At 45.1% G+C, this 23372-nt stretch carries 19 protein-coding genes; 7 read left to right on the forward strand and 12 right to left on the reverse strand.

Features of this window, described 5'->3' with window-relative positions; all coding sequences use genetic code 11:
- The first annotated feature begins 1 nt into the window (after window position 1).
- A complete protein-coding gene (locus PMG71_RS00960; RefSeq protein WP_283751760.1) occupies window positions 2-709 on the forward strand; it encodes a ParB N-terminal domain-containing protein in 708 nt (235 codons plus the stop codon).
- Window positions 710-895: 186 nt separating this feature from the next.
- On the opposite strand, the gene cynS is transcribed toward PMG71_RS00960, so the two are convergent.
- From cynS to PMG71_RS00980, 4 genes are all read right to left on the reverse strand, one after another.
- Window positions 896-1339, reverse strand: a complete 444-nt coding sequence (gene cynS / locus PMG71_RS00965; protein ID WP_283751761.1) for a cyanase — start codon at window positions 1337-1339, stop codon at window positions 896-898.
- A 146-nt stretch (window positions 1340-1485) separates the two neighbouring features.
- Window positions 1486-2373 carry an ABC transporter ATP-binding protein gene (locus PMG71_RS00970; protein ID WP_347179162.1) on the reverse strand — a complete coding sequence of 296 codons (888 nt, stop codon included), beginning with the start codon at window positions 2371-2373 and terminating at the stop codon, window positions 1486-1488.
- Window positions 2373-3209 (reverse strand): nitrate ABC transporter permease, encoded by an 837-nt coding sequence (gene ntrB / locus PMG71_RS00975; RefSeq protein ID WP_283751763.1) that lies wholly within the window; start codon window positions 3207-3209, stop codon window positions 2373-2375. Before ntrB ends, PMG71_RS00970 begins: the two co-directional genes overlap by 1 nt.
- Before the next feature lie 18 nt (window positions 3210-3227).
- On the reverse strand, window positions 3228-4865 hold the full coding sequence (locus PMG71_RS00980; RefSeq protein ID WP_283751764.1) for an ABC transporter substrate-binding protein: 1638 nt from the start codon (window positions 4863-4865) through the stop codon (window positions 3228-3230).
- A gap of 359 nt (window positions 4866-5224) precedes the next feature.
- Between PMG71_RS00980 and PMG71_RS00985 the strand changes: the two genes are divergently transcribed.
- Window positions 5225-5881 carry a hypothetical protein gene (locus PMG71_RS00985; protein WP_347179164.1) on the forward strand — a complete coding sequence of 219 codons (657 nt, stop codon included), beginning with the start codon at window positions 5225-5227 and terminating at the stop codon, window positions 5879-5881.
- 33 nt (window positions 5882-5914) lie between these two features.
- On the opposite strand, the gene PMG71_RS00990 is transcribed toward PMG71_RS00985, so the two are convergent.
- Window positions 5915-6718 (reverse strand): response regulator transcription factor, encoded by an 804-nt coding sequence (locus PMG71_RS00990; RefSeq protein ID WP_283751766.1) that lies wholly within the window; start codon window positions 6716-6718, stop codon window positions 5915-5917.
- Between the two features lie 104 nt (window positions 6719-6822).
- Here PMG71_RS00990 and PMG71_RS00995 point away from each other — a divergent pair, with 104 nt between their 5' ends.
- Window positions 6823-8094, forward strand: coding sequence for a PAS domain-containing sensor histidine kinase (locus PMG71_RS00995; protein ID WP_283751767.1), 1272 nt, complete (start codon window positions 6823-6825; stop codon window positions 8092-8094).
- A gap of 289 nt (window positions 8095-8383) precedes the next feature.
- Here PMG71_RS00995 and PMG71_RS01000 read toward each other — a convergent pair whose 3' ends face one another.
- Both PMG71_RS01000 and PMG71_RS01005 read right to left on the reverse strand, forming a co-directional pair.
- Window positions 8384-9184, reverse strand: a complete 801-nt coding sequence (locus PMG71_RS01000; protein WP_283751768.1) for a class I SAM-dependent methyltransferase — start codon at window positions 9182-9184, stop codon at window positions 8384-8386.
- Between the two features lie 23 nt (window positions 9185-9207).
- The gene (locus tag PMG71_RS01005) at window positions 9208-11301 is read right to left on the reverse strand and encodes a hypothetical protein (RefSeq protein ID WP_283751769.1); all 2094 of its coding nucleotides are present in this window, start codon (window positions 11299-11301) and stop codon (window positions 9208-9210) included.
- Window positions 11302-11353: 52 nt separating this feature from the next.
- Between PMG71_RS01005 and PMG71_RS01010 the strand changes: the two genes are divergently transcribed.
- On the forward strand, window positions 11354-12325 hold the full coding sequence (locus tag PMG71_RS01010) for a glycosyltransferase family 2 protein (protein WP_283751770.1): 972 nt from the start codon (window positions 11354-11356) through the stop codon (window positions 12323-12325).
- Window positions 12326-12343: 18 nt separating this feature from the next.
- Here PMG71_RS01010 and PMG71_RS01015 read toward each other — a convergent pair whose 3' ends face one another.
- On the reverse strand, window positions 12344-15778 hold the full coding sequence (locus PMG71_RS01015; protein ID WP_283751771.1) for a pentapeptide repeat-containing protein: 3435 nt from the start codon (window positions 15776-15778) through the stop codon (window positions 12344-12346).
- Window positions 15779-16320: 542 nt separating this feature from the next.
- Here PMG71_RS01015 and PMG71_RS01020 point away from each other — a divergent pair.
- On the forward strand, window positions 16321-18279 hold the full coding sequence (locus PMG71_RS01020; RefSeq protein ID WP_283751772.1) for a hypothetical protein: 1959 nt from the start codon (window positions 16321-16323) through the stop codon (window positions 18277-18279).
- 73 nt (window positions 18280-18352) lie between these two features.
- Complete coding sequence (locus tag PMG71_RS01025) at window positions 18353-20107, forward strand: DUF3685 domain-containing protein (protein WP_283751773.1); 1755 nt, start codon at window positions 18353-18355, stop codon at window positions 20105-20107.
- A gap of 73 nt (window positions 20108-20180) precedes the next feature.
- Here PMG71_RS01025 and PMG71_RS01030 read toward each other — a convergent pair whose 3' ends face one another.
- From PMG71_RS01030 to PMG71_RS01040, 3 genes are all read right to left on the reverse strand, one after another.
- The gene (locus PMG71_RS01030; protein ID WP_283751774.1) at window positions 20181-20585 is read right to left on the reverse strand and encodes a type II toxin-antitoxin system VapC family toxin; all 405 of its coding nucleotides are present in this window, start codon (window positions 20583-20585) and stop codon (window positions 20181-20183) included.
- The gene (locus tag PMG71_RS01035) at window positions 20585-20809 is read right to left on the reverse strand and encodes a DUF2281 domain-containing protein (protein ID WP_283751775.1); all 225 of its coding nucleotides are present in this window, start codon (window positions 20807-20809) and stop codon (window positions 20585-20587) included. The genes PMG71_RS01030 and PMG71_RS01035 overlap by 1 nt, the downstream gene beginning before the upstream one ends.
- 199 nt (window positions 20810-21008) lie before the next feature.
- Window positions 21009-21416 carry a hypothetical protein gene (locus tag PMG71_RS01040; RefSeq protein WP_283751776.1) on the reverse strand — a complete coding sequence of 136 codons (408 nt, stop codon included), beginning with the start codon at window positions 21414-21416 and terminating at the stop codon, window positions 21009-21011.
- 147 nt (window positions 21417-21563) lie between these two features.
- Between PMG71_RS01040 and PMG71_RS01045 the strand changes: the two genes are divergently transcribed.
- On the forward strand, window positions 21564-22148 hold the full coding sequence (locus tag PMG71_RS01045) for a thylakoid membrane photosystem I accumulation factor (RefSeq protein ID WP_283751777.1): 585 nt from the start codon (window positions 21564-21566) through the stop codon (window positions 22146-22148).
- Between the two features lie 71 nt (window positions 22149-22219).
- Here the strand turns inward: PMG71_RS01045 and PMG71_RS01050 are convergent, their stop codons facing one another.
- Window positions 22220-23368, reverse strand: a complete 1149-nt coding sequence (locus PMG71_RS01050) for a pyridoxal-phosphate-dependent aminotransferase family protein (RefSeq protein WP_283751778.1) — start codon at window positions 23366-23368, stop codon at window positions 22220-22222.
- Window positions 23369-23372 lie beyond the last annotated feature (4 nt).

Here is a 23372-nt window from a genome sequence, read left to right on the forward strand (position 1 = left end):
CATGAGCAAGTATTATTTAGTGGATGTTAAAAGTATTCAGTCCAAGGTTTCTCGCTCAGAGTTTGCGGTAGAGGAGTTGGAACATTTGGCTCAAAGTATTCTGAAGTCAGATGGGTTGTTAATGCCCCTGATTTTAAAGCAAACGGGGCCGGAATCTTATGAGGTGTTGGCGGGCGATCGCGAATATTATGCAGCCGTCAGAGCGAAGGAAATCAATCTGCGTGCTGGGGAAATGGTGAATGCGTTTGTGGTTCCGCCGAAGTTGCAAGAGGCAGCTCTAGAGCAGGTTTCGGCGCTCTATCCGACCCCGATGCAGGGGGGAAATAGGGCGACTGATGCTGGATCGACGGGAGCGGTAGAGCAACGTTTAAATAACCTCGAATCTCGCTTTGATCGGGCACTGCAAGACATGAAACAGACTCACCAGCAAGCAATCAAGGCACTACAAGAGCAGATTAATGGCTTACAGGAACAAATTCCGGCGAAAATCGAACCACTGGAGCTACTGAACCAGGGGAGTTCTGTGGAATTGCTGGAAAAACTGGCGATCGCCAATATACGCGGTAAAACGGCTGATAAAATTATTAGTGGCATCGAGAAAGCCCGCAAAAAAGCGCCATTTAAGTCCTTCAGTGATGCGATCGACCGGATTCCAGGACTCGGAGACAAGCGCATGATTACCCTCTTAGATGCTTGGGGAAATCGGTAATATAGTCATTTCAAATAGTAATGAGACATTATGTAAATCAATGTGTAAGGTGGGCACTGCCCACCCTACTGGACTGGCTTAAGGGGGGGCAGTAGAGAAAGTCCCCCTTTTCAAGGGGGATTTAGGGAGATCGATATGTATCTCATCAACTTTAATCGGGTCACCCCACTACCAGATTGGAACCAGCTACCACTTCTTATAGGGTAAAAACTTACCGCACATAATGATTTTGACGCGATCGCCCTTCGGATCGGGTTCCCGCTCCACATCCACCGAAAAATCAATGGCGCTCATAATCCCATCCCCAAATTTTTCATGAACCACCGCCTTAATCGGCATCCCATAAACCTGCATGATTTCATAAAAACGATAAATCAGAGGGTCAGTAGGAATCACCGGCTCTAGAGAACCTTTCACCGGGCACTCCGTCAACGGTTCAATCAGAGATGCATCCGCGCCAATGGCTTCCACAATTTTAGTCGCTTCTTCTACAGAAGCACTAGCCTGACGATAGATCACCGAAGCAATCCAAACTTCATCGCAACCCACCTTAGCTTCTAAATCAGCAAAGGTGACACCAGAAGCTTTTTTAGCTGCTAATAGTTTTTGAGTCACTTCAGAAATAGCCATTGTTAAATTCCTCGTTGTTAAGTGTACAAATTACAGATGTGAGAGATTTTGATCCCCCTAAATCCCCCTTAAAAAGGGGGACTTTGAAAACCCCCTGCTTAAAAAGGGGGGTTGGGGGGATCTTAAAGCGCAGGATCTCAACTTAATTACCCTCTCACCCGCGCTTCTTCAACAGCGCGAGTTTCTCGGAAAAGATGACTTTCCATCTCCGCTTTCAAGTCATGATAAGCGGGATGGCGATCGATATTTTCCCGATTCCGAGGTCGTGGGAAAGGCACATCCAGAATCTCATCGATGTGAGCGGCCGGCCCCCGTGTCATCATGACAATGCGATCGGAAAGTAACAGCGCTTCCTCGATGCTATGGGTAATCATAATTACCGTCTTGCGCTCCTGTTCCCAGATGCGCTCGATCTCATCTTGCAGAAACCCCCGCGTTAGAGCATCAAGAGCGCCAAAGGGTTCATCCATCAGCAGAATTTGGGGATTAATAGCCAAAGCGCGAGCAATTCCCACGCGCTGACGCATCCCTCCAGAAATTTGATGGGGATGTTTCTTTTCTGCACCCACCAAACCCACTAATTGAATGTGTTCTTTGACAATGCGTCCGATCTCCCGTTTCGGGAGCTGAGGATAAACCGTTTCTACAGCAAAGTAGATATTTTCCTCCACACTCATCCAGGGCATGAGAGCATAGTTTTGGAAGACCATACCGCGATCGGGCCCGGGCCCTTGAATGGGCAAACCATTGAGTAAAATCTCACCACTGGTAAGGGGAGAAAGACCCGCGATCAGGTTCAGTAGGGTAGACTTACCGCAACCCGACGGCCCGATAATACTCACGAAAGTATTCGGTTCAATATCGAGGTTAATATTTTCGATCGCCACAAAGTCTCTAGAGGTTTTCCGCAAAATCTTACTAAAGATATCTTGCTTACCCTCAAAGACCTTGGTCACCTGCCGAATGGACAGTTGAGCAGAAGGCAAAGTATCCGTGGGAGTCACCGAGTTAGAATTCAAAGGACTAATACTCATCAGTTGCGACCAAATGTGACTAATTTCTCAGCAGTAGCAAAGAGACTATCTAGAATCAGGCCGACTAAACCGATAATGAAAATCGCGACCAAGATATTGGGAATATAGAGATTATTCCACTCATTCCAGATAAAATATCCTAGACCAGTTCCCAACAACATTTCTGCGGCAACAATCACCAACCACGCAATACCCATACTGATTCGCAAACCAGAGATAATATTGGGCAGGGCGGCGGGAATAATCACCTTAAAAATCGTGCGGAGCCGAGAAGCGCCTAGGGTTTTAGAGACATCTAAATAATCCGGGTTGACATTGGCTACCCCAAACGAAGTATTGATCAGGGTGGGCCAAATGCTAGAGATGAAAATAATAAAAATACCCGTATTCTCAGAATCTCGGAGCAGATAAAGTCCTAGGGGCAACCAAGCCAGGGGAGAAACGGGTTTGAGCAGTTGAATGTAGGCATTAAAGCCTTTTCTGGCTACGGGAGAAATGCCGATTAAAATGCCTAACGGAACGGCAACGACGGAAGCCAAAAGATAACCGATCGCCACTCGGCGCAAACTAATCAGCAAATTCCAGCCAATCCCCAAATCATTGGGGCCATTGTTGAAAAAGGGATGGGTGATCCACCACCACAATTCAGCTAGGGTTTTAGAGGCTGTGGGCACTCCTTTGGCAAAGAGTTCTGCACGAGCGCCCAGTTCCCACAACAGGAGAAAGATCGCTAAGGAGCCGATAAACAGGGCAAATGCCTGCACATTCTCGTTTAAGAGGGGGTTTTTTCGTTTTCTTCGTTTGGTCAGGTTTGGGGTAGATTGACTAACGGTCATGGGTGAATCTCTGTTTAACTAAACACCATATTCATCGATTTGTGCTTGCACATAGCTGGCCGGATCGGCGGGGTCGAAGGTATCAAACTTTAAGGTTTCCGTGCGATAGATTTCTGAGGGGGGAGATTGGCCGAGTTCTTGGGCCAGTTCGCGAGCCAGATCGGTTAAAAAGATGTCTTTGCCTACGCTGTCGTAGCCTTTGTCGGGAATGGCTTTGGGGGCTAAACCATCCCCTTGCAGATCCCAGCGCACCAGTTGGGAGGAAATCCAGTTGGCGAAGCTTTGCCAGGGATAGGGGTCGAAGTCGATGCGATCGGGGATACTTAAGGTATTGCCATTGCCATCTTCAAAGTTGCCGGTGAGGACGGCTTCGACTACTTCTACCGGTTGGTTGAGGAAAGCTCGTTCGGAAATGGCGGCGGCAATTTCTGGACGGTTGGCGGGGTTGCTGGCATAACCAGCCGCTTCAATAATGGATTTATTGAGGGCGCGGAAGGTTTTGGGATGGGCTTCGATCCATTGGTCGCTGGCGGCAAAGGCGCAACAGGGATGTCCCGGCCATAGCTCTTTGGTGAGCATGTGGATAAAGCCCGCTTCTTCGTAAACAGCCCGTTGGTTGAAGGGGTCGGGCATCAGGTAGGCATCAATATCTCCCGCGACGAGTTGGGCAATGCTATCGGGAGGGGGAACGGGGCGAATCTGCACATCTACATCCGGGTCTATTCCTCCTGTGGCGAGGTAGTAGCGCAGGAGCAGGTTATGCATGGAGTAGGGGAAGGGCACGCCGATGGTGAAGCCTTTGAAGTCTGCGGGGCCGTTGACTTTGCCTTTGTGCCGTTCGGCGATGGTGATGGCTTGGCCGTTGATGTTCTCGATGCTGGCGAGTTTGACTCCGAAGGCGGCCGAGCCTAAGCCGAGGGTCATGGCGATGGGCATGGGGGCGAGCATGTGGTAAGCGTCCAGTTCTCCGGCGATCGCCGAATCCCGAACTGCACCCCAACTGGGCATTTTCACCACTTTGGCATTAAACCCATATTTTTTGTAGAAGCCCAAGGGTTCCGACATGATAATCGGGGTGGCACAGGTGATGGGAATAAAACCAATTTGCAAATCGGTTTTTTCCACATCTGCCGCAGAGACCGGTTCGCCCTCTTCTTCGGACTCTCCAGAACCGGCATCAGCACAACTGGCTAAACTAACCAGGGCTGCCCCTACCGCCATATTGCGTAGAAATTCCCGCCGGGTAGATTTGCCATTACGAATGGCATCCCCAAAAAATTGTCCCGCTTGGGGGCCAAAGGCAGCAGCAAAGGCATTTTCTAAACCCCCCGCTTGTTGACAAAGGGCTAAAATCAGCTTTTCCCGTTTGGGGTCACCCCGACCCACCCGTTTCAGAAATAGGGTTTTGCGAAGTTCATAGGCATTCACTGCATCTGCCGCCCGCAGTTGATTTTCTTTGTAGACTCCCATTTTTACCAGGTCATCGACAAACTCAACCGGGTCTTGGGGCAAGGTCTGCATAAAGTCCCAATGGTCAAAGCTGGAGTGTTGTCTTCCGCAGACTTGACACAAGGGCTGTAAATTAGACCATTTGCGATTACCGGGTTGGGCAGATTGCCAACTTTTTAATGTCTCCTGTGCCGAAATCAAAGTCATAGATCCATGTCCATCTCTAGGGAACAAAATGCTAAACCTGCCCAATACCGATGGGCAATTTTATCAAGATTTGTGGTAAGATTTTTCAGTAATTTATCAGGTGTTCCCTAGAAAGGCATTGGATTTTATTTGGCAAAAATTGGGATTTTTTTTAGCCATTTTTCTGGGGGTGGAAATTTCTTTAAATTCTGTTAATTTAGATACAGATCATTCTTATGGGGTTTGCTAATTAATAGCACTTGGCAATAATGGGTACACACCTATGTACTTTAATCAGATGCTTGAACGGACGGGACATTAGATCCTGAACTCAAAATGCAATATAATAACTGGAGTTGCATCGTGAATCAGCTAAATAGATTATGGTCGCCATTGGTGAGATCGTTAAGAATGGAATTGTCTTCGATGTCAAAAACTGGCAAAAAGAAATGTCTAACACTGAGAGTCTTATTGAATTTATCGAAACCATATTTGATACTTTGAATGAGCGAAAGATTGATTATTTGTTAGTAGGGGGAGTGGCTTTATTAAGTTATGTGGAAGGAAGAAACACTCAAGATATTAATTTGATTTTGGCCAAGCCCGATTTATTGTCTTTGCCAGAAATTGAAATTATCAATGAAAACAATGATTTTATCCGAGGAGAATATGGAGATTTAACTGTTGATATCTTATTGACACAAAACCAATTGTTTAATAAAGTTAAGCAACAATTTGCCACAATTCGTCAGTTTGGAGAAAAGAAGATTCGTTGCGTTACCATTGAGGGTTTAGTTGTTCTCAAGTTTTATGCCCTACCTTCTCTGTATCGGCAAGGAAACTTTGAACGAGTCAGTATTTATGAAAATGATATTCTGCTGTTATTACTCAACTACTCAATTGATTTGAAAGCGGTTTTCCAACTCTTGTCAGAACATTTACTACCGACTGATTTAGAGGAAATTCGGAGCATTAGCAGTGAGATAGAGTCAAGAATTCAAAGGTTTTCTAAACAAAAGGAAAAGCTAGATTCTTAAGCAAAGTACCCACTCCCGTGGCAGTTATTGGTTTTAGCTATGGTTAATACCTGATGGATCGGTCAATTTTTTTCTCCAACGTAGAGGGGAAATGCCATGAATCTGGCGAAACTGGCGGGTAAAATATCCAGGATCGGGATAACCTGAGAGTTCGGCAACTTGTTTTATGCTCTTTTGGGTGGTTCGCAAGAGTTGACAGGCTTTGGCCATTCGCTGTTTAATAATCCACTGTTTGATCGTGTGTCCAGTGTACTTTTGCACCAGGTGGGTTAAATAGGCCGGAGAATATCCAGCCGCGTTGGCTACATCATTGAGATTGATGGGTTGGTGATAAGAGGTTTCAATGAAGCGGAAGACTTGGGTTAATTGGGGACAATGGGGGAAAATGCTTGATGGAGTCTCTGGGACTTGTGGGTGAGATTCCTGAAGAGGGCGCTGGGGAAATTGCCCATATAATTTTAGCAGGTCATCTTGGCGCTTTAGGCGCGTGGCGATCGCCGTCAAAAATTGCTCTACAGTACAAGGTTTCGTCAAATAATCATCGGCTCCCAACTCCATCCCTTGACGTAAATCAGCCATCTTCACTTTAGCCGTCAGAAAAATAAGCGGAATTCCTGCCGTTTCTGGAGAACTGCGAAGTTGAGATAGAACCGCATAACCATCCATATCGGGCATCATGATGTCACAAACGACCAAGTTTGGCCGATAATGGCGAGCTAATTGCAGGCCTTCAGAACCATTCCTTGCACCATAGGCACAAAATCCTTCAAATTCTAGCGATTTCAAAAAAATATTGCGAGTTTGACATTCATCTTCAATAATGAGGATCGTTTTCATTACATCCCTAGGTCATAGCGATAGAATTCTTTTTCTTGAGTTTATTTAAGATAAAATCTGCACTTATATAGTGTAGTAGCTCACACTTTTTAGAACAAATTCAAATGACTCAATATGCTTGGTTTCCCCCTTCTATGACTGCGCCATCAACTGCTCTCAATGAATCGGTAGCCCAAGACTTTAGCCAATTACTGCGTCAGCATCAGTTGATTCTCAATGCTGTGGGAGAAGGGGTTTATGGCCTCGATCTTGAGGGTAAAGTTACCTTCGTTAATCCGGCTGCTGCTGCTATGATTGATTGGCCGATTGATGAGTTGATTGGCATGTCCATGCACGCTGTCTTGCATCATTCCCATGCGGATGGAACGCCCTATTGTCGGCAAGATTGCCCGATTTATGCTGCTCTACGAGATGGCAGTACCCATCGGGTGACCACTGAGGTCTTTTGGCGCAAAGATGGTACGAGTTTTCCCGTAGAGTATATTAGTACCCCCATGCGCGAGGACAATGGCCGGCTGATTGGTGCGGTGGTAACGTTTCGGGATATTTCCCAGCGTCGTTGGGCGGAGCAAGTCCTACAGCGCAGCCATGAGGAGCTAGAGATTAAGGTGCAAGAGCGCACGGCCAAATTGCGACAAGTGAATCAACAATTGCAAGAGTTGAGCGAAATGCGATCGCGGTTTATTGCCATGCTCTGTCATGAATTTCGCAATCCACTCAATAATATCACCTTGTCGATTTCTTCCCTCAAACGCTATGATTCCCAACTCACCGTTGCCGAAAAAGCCGATTATCTCCTCGCGATTAACAGTAATGTAGAACGCATGACTCAGATGATTGATGATATCCTTGTCATCGGCAAAATTGAGGCAAAAGTGCTAGAAATCAACCCCCAACGCCTGGATTTAGTCCAATTTTGCCGCCAGTTGTTAGCCGAGCGGGAGTATACTCGGCCCCAGTCTCCCATTCAGTTTATCAGCCGCTCTCGTCAGGCGATCGCCTATTGCGATGAACGACTCCTGCGCTCTATTCTCAATAATCTCCTCTCCAATGCCCTCCGCTACACCCCAGAACATAAACCCATTCGTCTCAAATTAACCAAGCGTCAAAACCAGATCATCCTCACCATTGAAGATGAAGGAATTGGCATTCCCCCAGAAGACAAACCCCATTTATTCGAGTTATTTCATCGAGGACGAAATGTCAGCAACATTCCCGGTACAGGCTTAGGTTTGAGCATTGTTAAACAATTTGTTGAACTGCAACAAGGAACCATTCAAGTTAAAAGTCAGGTGAATCAAGGGACAACCTTTATTGTTCGTCTGCCGATGATATCAAGTCCGATTGTTCATGTCCGCGAAGCGGAAATATCATGATTAAAAATTTAGGGAGCGAGACGCTCCCACTCCAGTAATATCAAGGGATTAGAGGAGTGCGGGCATCTTGCCCGCTTCTTACAGCAGTTTTCGCTGTTATGTGGGACATCTTGATCCCCCTAAATCCCCCTTAAAAAGGGGGATTTTCCTATTCCCCCCTTTTTAAGGGGGGCAAGGGGGGATCTTTTCCTACTGTCCACCAATACAGCGCAAAGCGCTGTAACAAATTTTCAAGTCCGCTTGCGGAAACCGGACTTGATATGAAATTCGAGTAGATTTTTCCCTTTTCCTATTTTGTCGCCACCACTGCCAAATTCCACGCCATGCGCCTCATTCCCGGAATCTGTTTCAGCCACCCATCTATCTGTTCCAGTCGCTTATATTCCGGTTCCAATCGCTCCTTTTCTAAGATAATCTTTTTCCAATAGCGCTCTTCATTGGGGTTCACCCGTTCAATCAGATAAAAGCGTAGGAAAATCCACAAGGTAGCAATCCAAAATGTATCCCATTGAGTCTGAGAAAATAAAGACTCTACAAACGGCACGATATTAATATCCAAAGGATGCTCATCTTCCGTGCGTACCTCAGTCGCCATCTGTCGATAAACATTAATCACTGGATTATGCTTTAACGGTTCCCAAAAACAGACCTTTCCCCCTGGTTTCACCACCCGATGACATTCTTTGAGCGCCCCTTGTACATCGGGAAGATGATGCAAAAGATTGGCTACATAAATAATATCAAAACTATCGTCGGGAAAATCAAACGCCATGGCATTGCCCACATGACCTTCAATGTTTACCCCATTTTTTGCCGCTAATTTTAACGCCACCTCCACCATCCCCGGAGAATAATCAGAAGCTACACAACGAGCGCCTTTTTGGGCAAAATAAACGCTATTTTCTCCTGCTCCACAGCCCACATCTAATAGGGTTTTGCCTTTCACCTCTCCCAAATGATTTAAAATAAACCGATTTTCCGGCGCTGTGCAAGCTTCAAAATAATCAGCTACCTGAATTTGGTCAATATCAATGGTGGCTGCCCATTGATCGTGAAATTCTCGTTCTTTTTTTAAGGTTTCTTCTGACATAATTGGCTCAGGTTTTAGGAGATCTATTCTAAGTTTAGTTGATCGATTCTTAGATGACAAGTCGTGGTAAAGTCCTGCGGATCAGTTACCCTTAAGCTGAGATTGAGATAGCCTTCTGAAGATTGCTGTAAGGGCAGTTCAAACACCGATGTATCCTCAAAATGCAAGCTAGTTTCGGTGAGGATTTTTGATTCACCTTGTGGATTAATCCAAGACAAGCGTAAGTTAAACTCTGGACAAACGTTACTCGAAAATACAGGCTTTCCAGTTAAGATGAAGGGAGCAGGGAGAGGATTAATCCAGAGCATATCTAAAATTTGATCATAATTTTGCTCATTAAAAGAGGTGGCTAGGGTATAGGTATCGGATTGGGGTAAAATGACAGTTTCAAAGTTAGGATTTAAGATAACCCATGGCGGTTGATTTCCGGGGCGATCGCCTATAACTTCTTGCATTTGTATAAAAGTTTTCCATGCAATTTCTGCCGAGGTATTTTGTAGTCGTTGATAAATAACCAGTTTAGTGTTATTTTCCAGTTCAAATTCTAAGGGCAATTGCTCAAAGTCTTCTGCTATTTGCCAATTTTGATCAAAAATATCATAAATGACTTTCTCCACATCAGTTTCTTCAAGGGTAAGATGATGTTGAAACGGTTTCGCAATAATTACATATTTTGCCTGTAAAAACTGTTCTAGAGGATACCAGTCGCGAGAATCTACAATTGGGGTTTGCCGGATATAGAGTTTAGAGCGATCTTGACCATATAATTCTTGTTCTGCTGAGACAATTAAGGAGTAATTGAAACTCGAAGATGAGCCAACAAGATACAAAGGTTCTTGATTCGGTGCAAGACGACGTAAAGCTTGCACCAGTCGCAATAATTCAGGGTAATCCGATCGGTAGGGAGGAGGTGAATAAAAAGAAAATAGGATGTTCCGAGGAGGGCGGCTAAAGGGTTGTCCTAGGGGAGTAAATGATAGGGTTAAGTTGAGGATTAAATAACCAATAATTACCCAAAACAAACTAGTTTTGATGGGTATACTGGTGGCTCTGATGATGACCCAAACTAAGGAAATTAAACCTAAAATGACTAAGGGGGTTAAATGCAGGGTATGGTGAAGACCCCCATAGCGGAGAATACCCATCCATTCTATGGCACAGATAGCATAAAAAATCAATACGATACGATAAGGTTGGCGCGATAACTTCCCCCAAGCTATGACCAAGCCCAGGATACTTAAAGCAAGTAAACTGAGTCCATAAAAATGAAGATATTGGTACAACAGTTCGTCATAGGGTCTAACGTAGGATTGATAAAGGGTCGTGTGATTTCTTTGGAGTGCTAGCAGTAAATAGGGTCGTGCAATAAGCACTAACGTGAAAAAACTGGTTATGCCAATTAAGGCAATTTTAATTTGATATTCAATCAGATTATTGATGGCTTTAGGGGACTGGGAATTCTTTTCTTTAAGATAAGTAAGTATGCCTTGAATGATGAAGGTTAAAATGAGGGCAATTCCTGAATAGGCAAAATGCCTGCGCCATACAAAAGCTAAGGTTAATAAAATCCCAATTAAGGGAATTTGCCACCAGTATTTTAAGCGTGTATTTTTTAAGTAAATCCAAAGTGCTAGAGCAATAAATACAGCAGCTCCAGTATCTGGATACCCTCTTAATGTGGGTAACCAAGTTGCGGGAATACAGAGAGTAAAAAATACCGTTGACCAGAAAACGAGGGGCGGATAAATACGGATAAGTTGAGTAGCGATCGCGCCCATGGCTAAGGTGAAGGGGATTAAATAGGCGATCGCCAAACTCAGGATATACCCTAGCCGAGTTTCTCCAAATAGCCAAAATCCGGGAATTAAGGGTAATGTATACAGCTTATTATAGGACTGGGAAAATGAGCTTTGTAATTCCTGCCAACCCATTGACCCAGATTGACTAAATGCGGTAAAACTTTCTTGGGCCCACATTTGATAAGCGGCAAAATCCCAGAAGTGAAAATATTGCTCGCTCGACACATAAAGAATTGTGCCACTGCAAACAGTAATGACTAGAAGTGCGAAACAAATGAAGTGCCACAACCATGGTTTAATAAAATCAGATTTAATCATGCCCCGAATTTACATTCTATACTGCATCGGAGAAAATGCATCATAAACAAAGATGGAACCATTTGTCAAGCCTGTTTATTCCTTCATTGTTCCGATCTATAATGAAGAAAACACTATTTCTGAACTCTATAACCGTCTCTATTCAGTGATGGAAAAGTTAGAGGGAGAAACAGAATTGATTTTAGTTAATGATGGGAGTACAGATGCTTCCTTACGTCTATTGCGGGAACTGTATCAGAGAGATAAGCGGGTTTGCTATCTGAGTTTAGCACGGAATTTTGGTCATCAAATTGCGGTGACTGCGGGATTGAATTATGCGCGAGGTGAAGCGGTAGTTGTCTTGGATGCAGATTTGCAAGATCCGCCGGAGTTAATTCCGGAAATGGTGCAAAAATGGAGAGAAGGGTATCAGGTGGTTTATGCCCAAAGAACGCGCCGACATCAGGAAAAAAGGCGCAAACGATGGATGGCTTATTTATTTTATCGGATGCTGAGATATTTGGCGGATGTGGAGATTCCGACGGATACGGGGGATTTTTGTTTGATGGATCGGTGTGTGGTGGATCTATTAAATCAGATGCCAGAGCGCGATCGCTACATTCGAGGTTTGCGAGCTTGGGTTGGCTTCCAGCAAACAGCTATTTTATACGAGCGCAGCCCCCGGTTTTCCGGTGAAGTGAAATATACCTTTACTAAGTCCCTCTCTCTGGCCATTAACGGTCTAGTCTCCTTCTCCAAAGTGCCCCTGCGTCTCTCGACTTATCTCGGTTTAGGGGCTGCGGCGATCGCCCTTTTCATGGCTCTACTCGTCCTCTATTGGCGCATTATCGCCCCCACTGCCCCCCTCACCGGGTTTGCCACTATCCTGATCGCCATCTTCTTTCTCGGAGCCGTACAACTTGTCAGCATCGGCATTCTAGGCGAATATATCGGCCGTATCTACGAACAAGTCAAAGGCCGTCCCCTCTATACCCTAGCCGAAATTCGAGGCTGGGAAAAGAGCGATCGCCCCTTTAGAAAATAGGAAACCAGCAACACCATCCTAGCCCTCACCCGGCGGTTGATAAATCACCGTTTCACTTCCCTCCTCTTCTCCATCTGCATCTTCCCCAGGAGGTGAAGTATAGAGAACCGTCTCACTCTCCTCCTCCTCCTCATAGGGATCTCCATCATCATCCGGCATTTGATCGGGCATATAGGCAGCCGTCAGCATATCATTACCCGATTCCGACATCTCCATATCATCAATCGTGGATTGGTCTAATCGATTGAAATGAGTCCCCGGTTCAAAAGCAACCGTTTCATCTTCAGCAATTTCAATCAGAGGAAAGAAGTCAGCATCGGGGGCAGATTGAGCGCGATTAGACTCACTAGCATTTTCCGTCCAACTCGCTTCTTGATAGGCACAATACTGTTCCCAAGTCGAAAAAACCCCTTGAGATTGGATGAAATTTTGGTGTTCGGGATCGATCAGCGCTTGGTAAAGACAGGCATTACTAAAGTTAGCTGAGTTTAAACTTGCACCTTGTAATTTAGCTCCGGTGAGATTCGCCAAACTGAGATTAGCCCCGGAGAGGTTAGCATTCGATAAGTCAGCACCAGACAAATCAGCCCCCGATAGGTTGATCTCTTGAAGTTGGGCCCCACTGAGGGTTGCGCCACTGAGGTTAGCCCCTTGGAGGTTTGTCTTTTGCAGATGGCTTTTCGGTAAGATGGCATGTTGTAAGTTGACCCAGGGAAGTTCCAGGTGATGGAAGTCTCGCCCCAGACGTTGCCAAAAGGTGAGGGGGGCAAGGATAGATGCTCGGCCGGCTAAGGCGATCAGTTGATTGGGGTTGTAAGGAAGCCAACGGCCGAGGGGTTTGAGATCCATTTGCCAATTGAGATCGAGGGCGGTAGAAGCTTCAGAGGGGATGAGATGATCGGGAATGCCACAGGGGTAGAAGGGGGTGGAGGTGGCGCGGGCTAGGACGGTCAGCAACAGCAGAAGGTTGATTCCGAGGACAGCATCGACTTGCAGCAGGTTGATGGGATTGCCCAGGGATTGGAAGCGCTCGTAAGCTTGTTTAGGAATGGGGGTATCGATCCATTGGCCTTGGCAGTAACTAGCCCAGAACCGATCCAGGCGATCGCATAGGATCGTTAAATTGAAGGAATGGGGATAGTTTTTTTGATCCCGTTGCAGTCGCTCTAGAAGCATATCTTCGCTGTTGTAAGGCAGCAGACCAAATCCCAGCAGAGGATAGAGGATTTGGGCGATCGTTTGCAGGTCAATTTCTTGACTGGGATCGAGCAGGGGTTGCAGTTGTTTGGCGATCGCCTCCGTTGCTAAGTATTCACCGAAGCTACGATGGGTAAATTGATATTGAATGGTTTGCCGATCGGGTTTTGCCGTTGCCTGAAATAAAAATGAGGGTAAATCTAAGGGTTCAGATTCGGGTATATTCAGCTTGGCTCTCAGGTGGGCACTGCTAAGGCTCTGTTGTCCACTTTGGAGTAAAGTAAGGGCAGCATTTTGGCACAAGATACGCAAATTTAAGGGAGAGCGCCCTTTCAGGAAGCGGGAGATAGTCTCCTGGGATCTGCCCGCATGGCCCAAACCGATGCGAATCAGTTTTTGCGTTTGTCTACCCCGCAAGCGTCCAGAGGTAATCTCGCCGAACAGCCAGGTCATCAGGCGATCGTAGAGTTCTAATTTTACCCCTGGAAAGGGAATTTCAATTAAATCTTGCTCAAAAAAGCCATCCCGGTGCAAAACACCTAATAAATACAGCATTAACGGTTGCCGTACCATAGCCGCTAATTCCTTAGCCGTTGTCTTACTACTAAATAATCCCGCTTGCTTGAGAAAATCAAAATAGGATTTAGCAATTTCTCGACTTTGTAATTTTGACCAATTTTTAAACCATTCTTGCACCGCGTCCAAATCCATTGACTCAAGCTTGAACCTCGATATTTTTAATGGAAATCTTGTTTTCAAGACTCCATTGAGTAATCCCACATCTGCTTCTGGTTTCTGACTTCCCGGATTTTGAATTTTTTGTTCTAAAGCTAGACGAGAGCGAAAATCAGAACGACTGGTCAAAACAATTTTATGACGAGGCCATCCCCTAGGGTCGCGATGTTGTTGTTGAAATTGGGCAATTTGTTCGAGTAACTTCTGATAAGGATCGTCTCCCACACAAGCATAGGGCATGGAATCCAAACTATCTAAAATTAATAAACAAGGGGGTAATCCCGGTTTTAACCAGCCATCATTGCGGGTGAATTCAGCTCTTTTAAATGCTGAATCGAGGGTTTCTTCTAAAGAGTTTCCTAACCGGATTGAACCCAGAGAAATGACAATAGGCATCCATTCAGGATAAAGAGTTTGGGCGATTTCTGCCGCCCACCATTGACAAAAGCGGGTTTTTCCTAAACCCGATGGCCCTTCAATTAAAGCTAAACTATAGGTATCGGCAAGTTGTTGATTGGCCCAATCGAGCAAGGACATACTTTTTTCCGACGCTACGCTATTGGCCAGTAATCCTTTAGGAATGATATACAATTTAGACCAAGCAAAAGATTCTTCAAAACAAGGAGTCGCCAGATTGATTTGCAAATCTGCTCGATAAAATTCCCTGGGTAAATCAATAATCGCTCGTGCCCCTGGTGAGGCGGGTTCTAAGAGTTCATAATCTCCCGATCCGACCCCATAAAATCCCTGACTCGAATCACCAATGCGAACAAATTTTTGCAGTTGAGGTAAATAAATATGATATTGGGCAACGGTTTTCAGCAATTGTCCAAATAAGCCTTGATGTAGCCGTTGCACTAATAATTGGCTTTCCCGCTCTTCTGCACCATTAGCGACGAACCAAGCTTGGATGGCTTGATGAATTTGGCCAATAATGGGAGCATGGGCTAAATTAGAAAGAATTTTTTCTGTCTCTAAATCGGTTAGTCGTTTCCGGTGAATGATTTCCAGTTGGGAAACCCAAGGGGTATTGCCCTGTTCGGTTGAGGGAGAAGCGGTAAATTGGGTAATCCAACTGCGATTTAACCAGGGTTTACAAAGGGTTTCTTCTTGAATTAAGAGATTCTCTAAGCCATCGAGATAGGCAATTTCTAAGGCTAACCAGGTGCTATGGTTGCGGGGCATGGGTTTATACTGACTTTCGACCTGGATCATCGCCCCAGTGAGTTGACTTAAGGGACGAAGATGCGATCGCCCAATAGAAAGGGGTCTTTCCAGAAATTCCGCCAGAATATTGGTGTGGAAACTGGTTAATTGTTGCTGATGTAGACTTTGCACCAATCGAAACGCTACACCCGCTAAATCAGCTTGGCTCAAATCATGGAGGTTAATAGGCGCAGGATAAGAAGAGTCCCTTACTCGATCGGGTATGGAACTAGAATTGACCAGGGAACGACTTGGCTGGGAAGAGCCAAGACCAATATTAGACGTTTGAAGCCAATCATAAATCTTAAAGTTCATTCTACAGGTTCCGGATCGCAAATAGTCTGAGGGCTAATTGGGGAGAGAGTAAGGGACAAGAGCATTCATTAACCTTTATCATTCCCAAGTTAACAATCGGAAGATAGGGGTGACATCTAGGTGAGGCTGCCTGAATTGCCCCAAAACCCCCTGAATAGGGGAAGAGGATAAGGGTTAAGATAACCTGTCTCGATAGGGGCACTGCCACATCGCTTTCTTTATGCCTCAAACTATACAGAACTAAGCCTAGAGGCCACAAGGGTAAGTTAAGGATAGAGGAGTAAGATAGGTTTTACGGACTAAAACCCATTACACTAAACAACGGTTAAACTTTAGAACAAGGCCAGAGATTCTAGAGCTTCCGGTTAGTTTATAACGGGGCTATAACTCTAATACCGGCCATATCCCTTAACTCGATCCGGATTTCCAGCTCTGGGTTAGGATTTACCTCTTTTCTAAACGATTGAAACACAGTTTAATAACTTGAATTACATCTCGATCTTTAATCCCGTACATCCATTACCCCATTTCTCCCAAAGTCTATGAAAGAAGTCCCAACTGCCATTAACCCCCCCCAAGAGACTCCATCGAGTCCATCAAGCCAAAATACGACCCTCAATGCCATGGGCTTATCCCTGTTGTGGTTGATGATTATCGTTATTTTTGGTAGTGCTGGGTTTGTTGCTACTTGGCTGTTAACTCGTGTTCCTCCCACCCCCAATTGTCAAGAGTTGTCCCCCTTAGCGGCTGATGGCGAACAACTCTATTGTGTGGAACAGCAAGCCCTTTCGGGTCAGTTGGAGGATCTAGAATCGGCGATCGCTTTTGTGGATCAATGGGATTCTAGCCATTCCCTCTATGCCGAAAGTCAGAGGTTGATGGCCAATTGGTCAAAAGCTATTTTAGAGTTTGCCCGTCGGGAAATGCAGGCGGGGAATCTGGAAAAGGCGATCGAGATGGCTGGTAAAGTCCCTGAGACTAGCCCCTTATATTCTGAGGCTCAGACCAAAATTGAATTATGGCAAGCGGACTGGGCAACGGGTCAAGATATCTATGAGAAGGCGCTCAAGGCAATAGAAAGTCAAAATTGGACTCTGGCCTATCAACAGGTGGCTCTTTTGGGTAAACTGGATGACCCCTTCTGGAGTCAAGAACGATTTTTAGAGGTGTCCCAGTTAATTGCCTCGGAAAAACAACACCTCAAACAGTTGCAGGATGCCCGCAGTTATGCCAGTTATGGCACAGTGGCGGATTTGCTCGAAGCTATGGAGCGGGTGAATAAGATTCCGGCTGATAGTTTGACTCGGAAAACGGCGAATGAGGAAATTGCGACTTGGAGTCGTGAGCTTCTGGCTAAGGCAGAAGAGCGGTTAGAAGAAGAGGATCTGGAAGGGGCGATCGCCATTGCCCAGAAAATTCCGACCTATTCCCCTCGCTATGCAGAGGCTCAAGATTTTGTCCGTCTCGGAGAGGCCATTAATACGGTTCAACAGGATAATTTAGGAGCCTTTTTAGTTGCCCAAACCCAAGCGGCTCGCATTAAACCCGATCGCCCCCTCTATGAAGAAGCTCAAGCCAAAATTAAGGATTGGCAACAGGAAGTGCAAGATGAGGTGCAAATTCAATTTGCTAATCTGATTGCCAGCATTGGGCAACCAATGGCGCTCAAACAGGCAGAAAATTTTGCCCAGATGGTCTCTGTTGACCGCCCTCGGCGCATTCAAGCTCAGACGAAAGTTGCCCATTGGCGCAAAGAAGTTGAACGCCTAGAAGCTCGCCCCATTTTGGCTATGGCTCGTCAGGTGGCCTCTGGGGAAACCTTGGATGATTTTGAAAAAGCGAGAACCTTAGCAGCCGAGATTGAGCGGGGCCATCCCCTACGGTTGGAGGCTCAAACCTTAATCGCTGAGTGGAATAAGCGGATTGAGATTATTGAGGATGGGCCGATTCTGGAGCGGGCGAAATCGTTGGCGAAGGCTGGAGATTTGTGGGAAGCCATTGAAATGGCGGAAAAAATTACTTCCGATCGCGCTTTGTATGGTCAAGCCCAAGATATTATTTATAAGTGGGAGGTGGAAATTCAAACGGCTGAGGATGAGTTCAATCTCAAGGATGCTGAATATTTAGCGTCTTTGGGCCGTTACAATGAAGCCATTCGCACAGCGTCTCGTGTAGGTTGGGGTAGACCGCTCTATTATGAGGCTCAAGATGCGATCGCCCGTTGGCAGGCTAAACTGGATGCGTTATACACTCCTCCTGCACCGGTTTATCGAGAACCGGAACCCGTATATCAAGAGCCGGTTTATCAAGAGCCGGTTTATCAAGAGCCGGTTTATCAAGAGCCGGTTTATCAAGAGCCGGTTTATCAAGAGCCGGTTTATCAGGAGCCGGTTTATCAGGAGCCGGTTTATCAAGAGCCAGAGCCAGCTTATCAGGAACCAGAGCCGGTTTATGAAGCTGCACCTGAACCTTTAGATTACAGTCCAGAGCCGCAGTTCTAAGGAGGGGTTGAGTAAAGTGTTGGTTTTGCCCTGAACGGGTAAACCTCCCCTGAGTTTCTTCATCAATTTTGCTATGATCAATTCTCAACCCTCTTCTATTTCCCTAGTGCTAATTGTTCCCAGTCGGATTTTCCGCCTGGGACTTCAGGCTGCTTTGGGATCGTATCCTGAGATTCAGGCGATCGCTGAACTGGAAACCCCCAGCGCTGCCCTAAATTATTTGCAGGCTCAACGGTTATCCGTTAGCGATCGCCCCGGAGTCCGCATCATTGTCATCGATTCTGCCCTAGCATCCGCATTAACCCAAGATGCTCTACTGAGGTTTTGTCAAAATCTTAAACGTTGGTATCCCCAATATCGGTTAGTGTTGTTAACCGATCCTGGATCAGTCAGTTGGCAAGCCGCTCAAGAGGTGGGTATAGACGGTTATTGTCCCAAAACGGCCGATCGGAGCCAATTGGTGGCGACCCTTAAACAAGTGGCCATGGGAGAATCCTATCAGGTGAGGGTGGATTCTTCCTTATCAGAGGGCGAATTTGAGGGCGATCGCTCTTCCTGGTGGACAACCGTTAAACATCGCTGGTATCTTTGGGGACTCAAAACCATCTCGGAAGTCGAGTCTAAGTTAAAAAGACAACTTAAGCAACCGAATTTATCCGTACTCGAACAAGCGATAATTCGCGGACGACTGCGAGAGCTATCAACCGCCCGATGGTGTATTCAGTGGTTGTTAGCCCCCCGCTTAAAAAGCGTAGAATTTCAGAACCTTAGAGAAAATTATCCCCCTGCCAATCCATCCCTAGTTCCTTCTCAGAACCCCATCTTAGATTTAGATACCCATGAATCTTTAATCCCCATTTCCCCCCGTCAACAGGTTCTCGAAACTACGGCAGCTCATTTACAATTTCAACTCAACAATTTAACCCACACTCCCCTAGAACTAGATATCTTAAAAGCCGAAAAACGGCAAGAACTCTTGCAAGTGATTTTAGAAGAAATTGAAGTTCTCCTGCAAGATTTGCAATTTTCCCAGATTAAAGATGCTCAATTAGTCAGCAAAAAAGTAGATTTACTGCAAGATTTGTGGTCAGGGGCGATCGCTCAATTTTTCGGAAAATATTCACGGATTATGGTCAAAGGGCAAGAAGTGGAAATTGTCCCCATTTTATTACAAGATATAGACCGTATTCAGGCAGAATATTTAGAGAAGATTCCCCTATTCCTAGAGTTAATTAATTATCTGGTCTATGAACTACCCTTAATGATTGATAACCGCTTATATGCAGCCGGAACTCCAGAAGCCCAAAAGCGAGCCGAAATGTTAACCCAAAACTTAATCATTCAGCTCGGAAATGCCGTAGTTAATCCTCTGTTAAATCATTTTGCCGATGTTATAGCCGTTAAACAAATCTTTTACGATCAGCAACTAATTACCAGTCGTAAAATTGAGCGTTTTCGTAATGATTTATCCTGGAGATCTCGACAACAACAGTGGTTAGGGGAACCCAAGGATATTTTTGAAAGCCAATATTCCTTACTGGTTTTAGAGGGGCGAGGGATTCAAAAAGTCTCCATTTATGCCCCCAGACGTGAAGAATTAGATCGACTAAAAGGTTGGTCTTTAGGGGTAACATTAGTCCTTGAAGGTCGAGATGCGATCGCTCCCCGATTGCAAGCCTTAGTGGGTTCAGTCGGTCAAGTTTTAATCTATGTTTTAACCCATATTATTGGCAGAGGAATCGGTCTAGTTGCACGGGGAGTGCTGCAAGGAATTGGTAATTCTTGGTCAGACAGTCGCTTAAGTGGCAATGGCGATCGTTCCAAATAGTTAATATAGCGCTTTGCACTGGCCTAGTTACAAGTTAGAATAGAGAATGTACAACATTTTGAGAGTTTTATAATCACCAAATTGTCTGAATATTAGTTAAAGCTTGAATTTGCGCGTCGCGGGTGACTAAGGGAAGATTCAAACATAACGCAGTAGCGGCAATAATCCTATCAGGCATATCTGGCACTAAATTGCGAGGAATCTGACGCAGAGTTTGTGCTGTTATTAAATTTAGAGGAGCTATTTCTAATCCAGTTCCCGAATCGGATAGAGCATTAATTAGTTGCCCAAATGCTTCTTCTGGCAATCGATATCTTTCCACTAGATAGCCTACTTCTACCACAGAAATTGCGGACACATAAATCAGATCGCCTCCTGTAGATACAGTATCCAAAGCATTCATTGCTGCTGGCGATAATCGAGTATGATCGCGCAAATACCAGATAATTGTATGAGTGTCAGCTACAACGGCTGTCATTAAAAATCCTCTCTCGGAAAATTTCCCCACATTTCCTTTCTAGCTTGGGCGATATCTTCTTCCGTAATATTGATATCTAAATTATCCCACATCCCTTTAACACTTTTTATCGGTTTTTTAGGAAGAATTTTTTGTTGAAGAAACTCAGCAAAATCTAAAACTTCTTGTTGCTTATCTGGGGGCAATGTCCGCAACTTATCTAAAACTGCTTGCTCTAAATTCATAGGTAATTTTTCTCCGCAATTCCACCTAAAAAAACATATTTTTGCTGACCGATATTAACCTACTAGAATTACACTCCCTACAATAATTATAGGATGATCGGTCATTAAGGTCTACCTCCTCGTCTGGGGGTCTGGTATTTGGGCTTGTTGATTCATGGCAGATTCTAATTTTGTTTGGTTTCAGAAATGCTTGCCTCAATTAATAATTATCATCTTGAAAAATTTGCAAAGCCAAATTAAAGGGATGTTCTGTCGATCGAGTCAGTAAAATCTCGTGAGCTAAATCAATAAATGAATGGTCTAGCTGTGATTCAGGTTTGATCAATTTACTCGCAGGATAACGTTCTGGGTTGATATTTCCCTCTTCCGTAAACCCCGTTTCTATTCCTTGATCTTTATGCCAAGTTAAGCACTTTCCCCTTAAGGTAAACTGAAACCAAATCAGTTCTTGATGCTGAAGGTCAAAAAAGACATCAAAATAAGGTTCATCCCCTTGATACCAAAAGCGTAAAATCCCCCGATCTTGGTCAAATCTTAATAAATTTTGGCGAATGGGTCTTAAAGACAAGCCAAGTTTTTGAATACGATCGCGAGTCATAATTAGCATAGAAAATACAAATACATTAACAGGAAAAGGGTAAACCATGAGAATGGTAACTCAGAAATTGGCTCGGAGAATTGACCGAAAGTATGGTAGCCTTTGTGTAATCCTATAGTTCCTTATCCATTGAGTGTGTTGGGAATCCGTAATAAAATGCTATTGAATCAGATTGAGCGATGGAAACAGACGTTCGTGAGTGGATGTTTGTTGCTGATGGTACTGTGTATTACTTGGTTCTTGGGTTTAGGGACACCACAGGCGATCGCCGGAATGAACCAAGATACCTTTGATGGTAATATTTTTGCTCTGTACGGGGGCAACGGTTCCCTTGTTCCCCCCAGAGTTGAGTTTGAAGATTCCCTAAAACGAGACCAGGCAACCTTATTGGTGTTCTATCTTGATGATAGCCGAGATTGCAAGCAGTATGCGTCAGTCGTCTCCCAGCTTCAGGCCTATTATGGTCGTATTGTAGATTTTGTGCCCCTGAGTGTGGATCAAATTATCTTTGATTCGAGTAAAGATACCACTAAAGCTGCCTACTACTATAAAGGCAAAGTTCCCCAAACTGTCCTCTTCAATCCCCAAGGTCAAGTCGTCTTTGAAGCGACGGGTAATGTCCCCTTTGAAAGAGTTGATGATGCTTTACGGGATTTATTTGATTTTCCTCCCAGAGAAAATACTCAACCCCGTGTTCCCAGAGCGGTGAATGAACTGAATACGGAGTTAGCTCCGAATTAATGTTTTTGAACCATATGACTTGATTGTAGGGGCGAACGGCCGTTCGCCCCTACTGAACCCTCTGCCATGCTTTAGCTTAAAACTTTGCAGGCTGCGGTTACCCCTGCACCAGGAGTGAAACCGGTATCTCCTAAGATTTGCAAACTACTTTCTAGGGCAGAAATACAGGTGAGAATATCGCGATCGCCCACAAATCCTAAATGACCGATACGGAAAATTTTACCCTTCAAATGGTCTTGTCCACCCGCTAAAGCAATATTAAACTGTTTCCGCATAGTTGAACGGATTTGTTCTGTATCTACCCGATCCGGTGCAACTGCGGTGACTGCGGGACTTGCCGCTTCATCGGGGGCAAATGTGGGCAGATTCAAGGCTTTTACGGCTGCACGAATGGCAGATTTCGAGCGTTGATGACGACTAAAAATATTCTCTAATCCCTCCTCTTTGAGCATCTGCAAAGCTACTTGTAAACCATAAAATAGATTGACAGGGGGGGTAAAAGGATTACTATTTTTAGCCGCCGATTTGCGATACATGCCCAAATCTAAATAGAATTTGGGTAAAGTGGCACTCTGATAAGCATCCCAAGCTTTAGAACTGACGGAGACAAATCCTAAACCGGGAGGAATCATATACCCTTTCTGGGAACCGGATGCCACCACATCTAACCCCCATTCATCAATAGGGACGCTAATTGCGCCTAAACTGGTGACTGCATCCACCATGATTAGGGCTTCTCCATGGGTTTTCACATAGCGGTTAATGGTTTCTAAGTCATTGAGTACCCCTGTCGAGGTTTCAGAATGGGTGATAATTACCGCTTTAATTTGCTTTTGGGTATCTGCTTCGAGTTTTTCCCGGAAGGCTTCCGGATCGAGTGGTTGTCCCCATTCAGCGCTAATGACCTCTACATCTAGGTTGTAGGCTTTGGCGACTTTTGCCCAACGTTCGCCAAATTTACCATTATCTCCGACCAGAACGCGATCGCCTGCACTCAAGAAGTTAATAATACCGGCTTCCATGGCTGAGGTTCCGCTACCCGCGACGATTAGCACATCATTCTGGGTTTGGTGTAACCACTTGAGGTTTTCGGTCACCTCTTTCATAATCAAGCTAAAGTCGCCACTGCGATGACCAATAATGGGTTTAGCCATCGCTAACAGCACTGGATCGGGCACTGGAGTAGGGCCGGGAATCATTAACATTAAGCTGTCATCCATGGGG

It is taken from the genome of Roseofilum acuticapitatum BLCC-M154, assembly GCF_030068475.1.
Classification (GTDB): Bacteria; Cyanobacteriota; Cyanobacteriia; order Cyanobacteriales; family Desertifilaceae; genus Roseofilum; species Roseofilum acuticapitatum.

Bases quoted from the DNA above. Each gene is read 5' to 3' on its own strand.
- PMG71_RS01000 (WP_283751768.1), bottom strand. From the start codon at position 9,184: ATGTCAGAAGAAACCTTAAAAAAAGAACGAGAATTTCACGATCAATGG.
- PMG71_RS01040 (WP_283751776.1), bottom strand. From the start codon at position 21,416: ATGCTAATTATGACTCGCGATCGTATTCAAAAACTTGGCTTGTCTTTA.
- PMG71_RS01045 (WP_283751777.1), top strand. From the start codon at position 21,564: ATGCTATTGAATCAGATTGAGCGATGGAAACAGACGTTCGTGAGTGGA.
- PMG71_RS01010 (WP_283751770.1), top strand. From the start codon at position 11,354: ATGGAACCATTTGTCAAGCCTGTTTATTCCTTCATTGTTCCGATCTAT.
- PMG71_RS00970 (WP_347179162.1), bottom strand. From the start codon at position 2,373: ATGAGTATTAGTCCTTTGAATTCTAACTCGGTGACTCCCACGGATACT.
- PMG71_RS01050 (WP_283751778.1), bottom strand. From the start codon at position 23,368: ATGGATGACAGCTTAATGTTAATGATTCCCGGCCCTACTCCAGTGCCC.
- PMG71_RS00960 (WP_283751760.1), top strand. From the start codon at position 2: ATGAGCAAGTATTATTTAGTGGATGTTAAAAGTATTCAGTCCAAGGTT.
- PMG71_RS00980 (WP_283751764.1), bottom strand. From the start codon at position 4,865: ATGACTTTGATTTCGGCACAGGAGACATTAAAAAGTTGGCAATCTGCC.
- cynS (WP_283751761.1), bottom strand. From the start codon at position 1,339: ATGGCTATTTCTGAAGTGACTCAAAAACTATTAGCAGCTAAAAAAGCT.
- PMG71_RS01020 (WP_283751772.1), top strand. From the start codon at position 16,321: ATGAAAGAAGTCCCAACTGCCATTAACCCCCCCCAAGAGACTCCATCG.
- PMG71_RS00990 (WP_283751766.1), bottom strand. From the start codon at position 6,718: ATGAAAACGATCCTCATTATTGAAGATGAATGTCAAACTCGCAATATT.
- PMG71_RS01035 (WP_283751775.1), bottom strand. From the start codon at position 20,809: ATGAATTTAGAGCAAGCAGTTTTAGATAAGTTGCGGACATTGCCCCCA.
- PMG71_RS01015 (WP_283751771.1), bottom strand. From the start codon at position 15,778: ATGAACTTTAAGATTTATGATTGGCTTCAAACGTCTAATATTGGTCTT.
- PMG71_RS01025 (WP_283751773.1), top strand. From the start codon at position 18,353: ATGATCAATTCTCAACCCTCTTCTATTTCCCTAGTGCTAATTGTTCCC.
- PMG71_RS00995 (WP_283751767.1), top strand. From the start codon at position 6,823: ATGACTCAATATGCTTGGTTTCCCCCTTCTATGACTGCGCCATCAACT.
- PMG71_RS01005 (WP_283751769.1), bottom strand. From the start codon at position 11,301: ATGATTAAATCTGATTTTATTAAACCATGGTTGTGGCACTTCATTTGT.
- PMG71_RS01030 (WP_283751774.1), bottom strand. From the start codon at position 20,585: ATGACAGCCGTTGTAGCTGACACTCATACAATTATCTGGTATTTGCGC.
- ntrB (WP_283751763.1), bottom strand. From the start codon at position 3,209: ATGACCGTTAGTCAATCTACCCCAAACCTGACCAAACGAAGAAAACGA.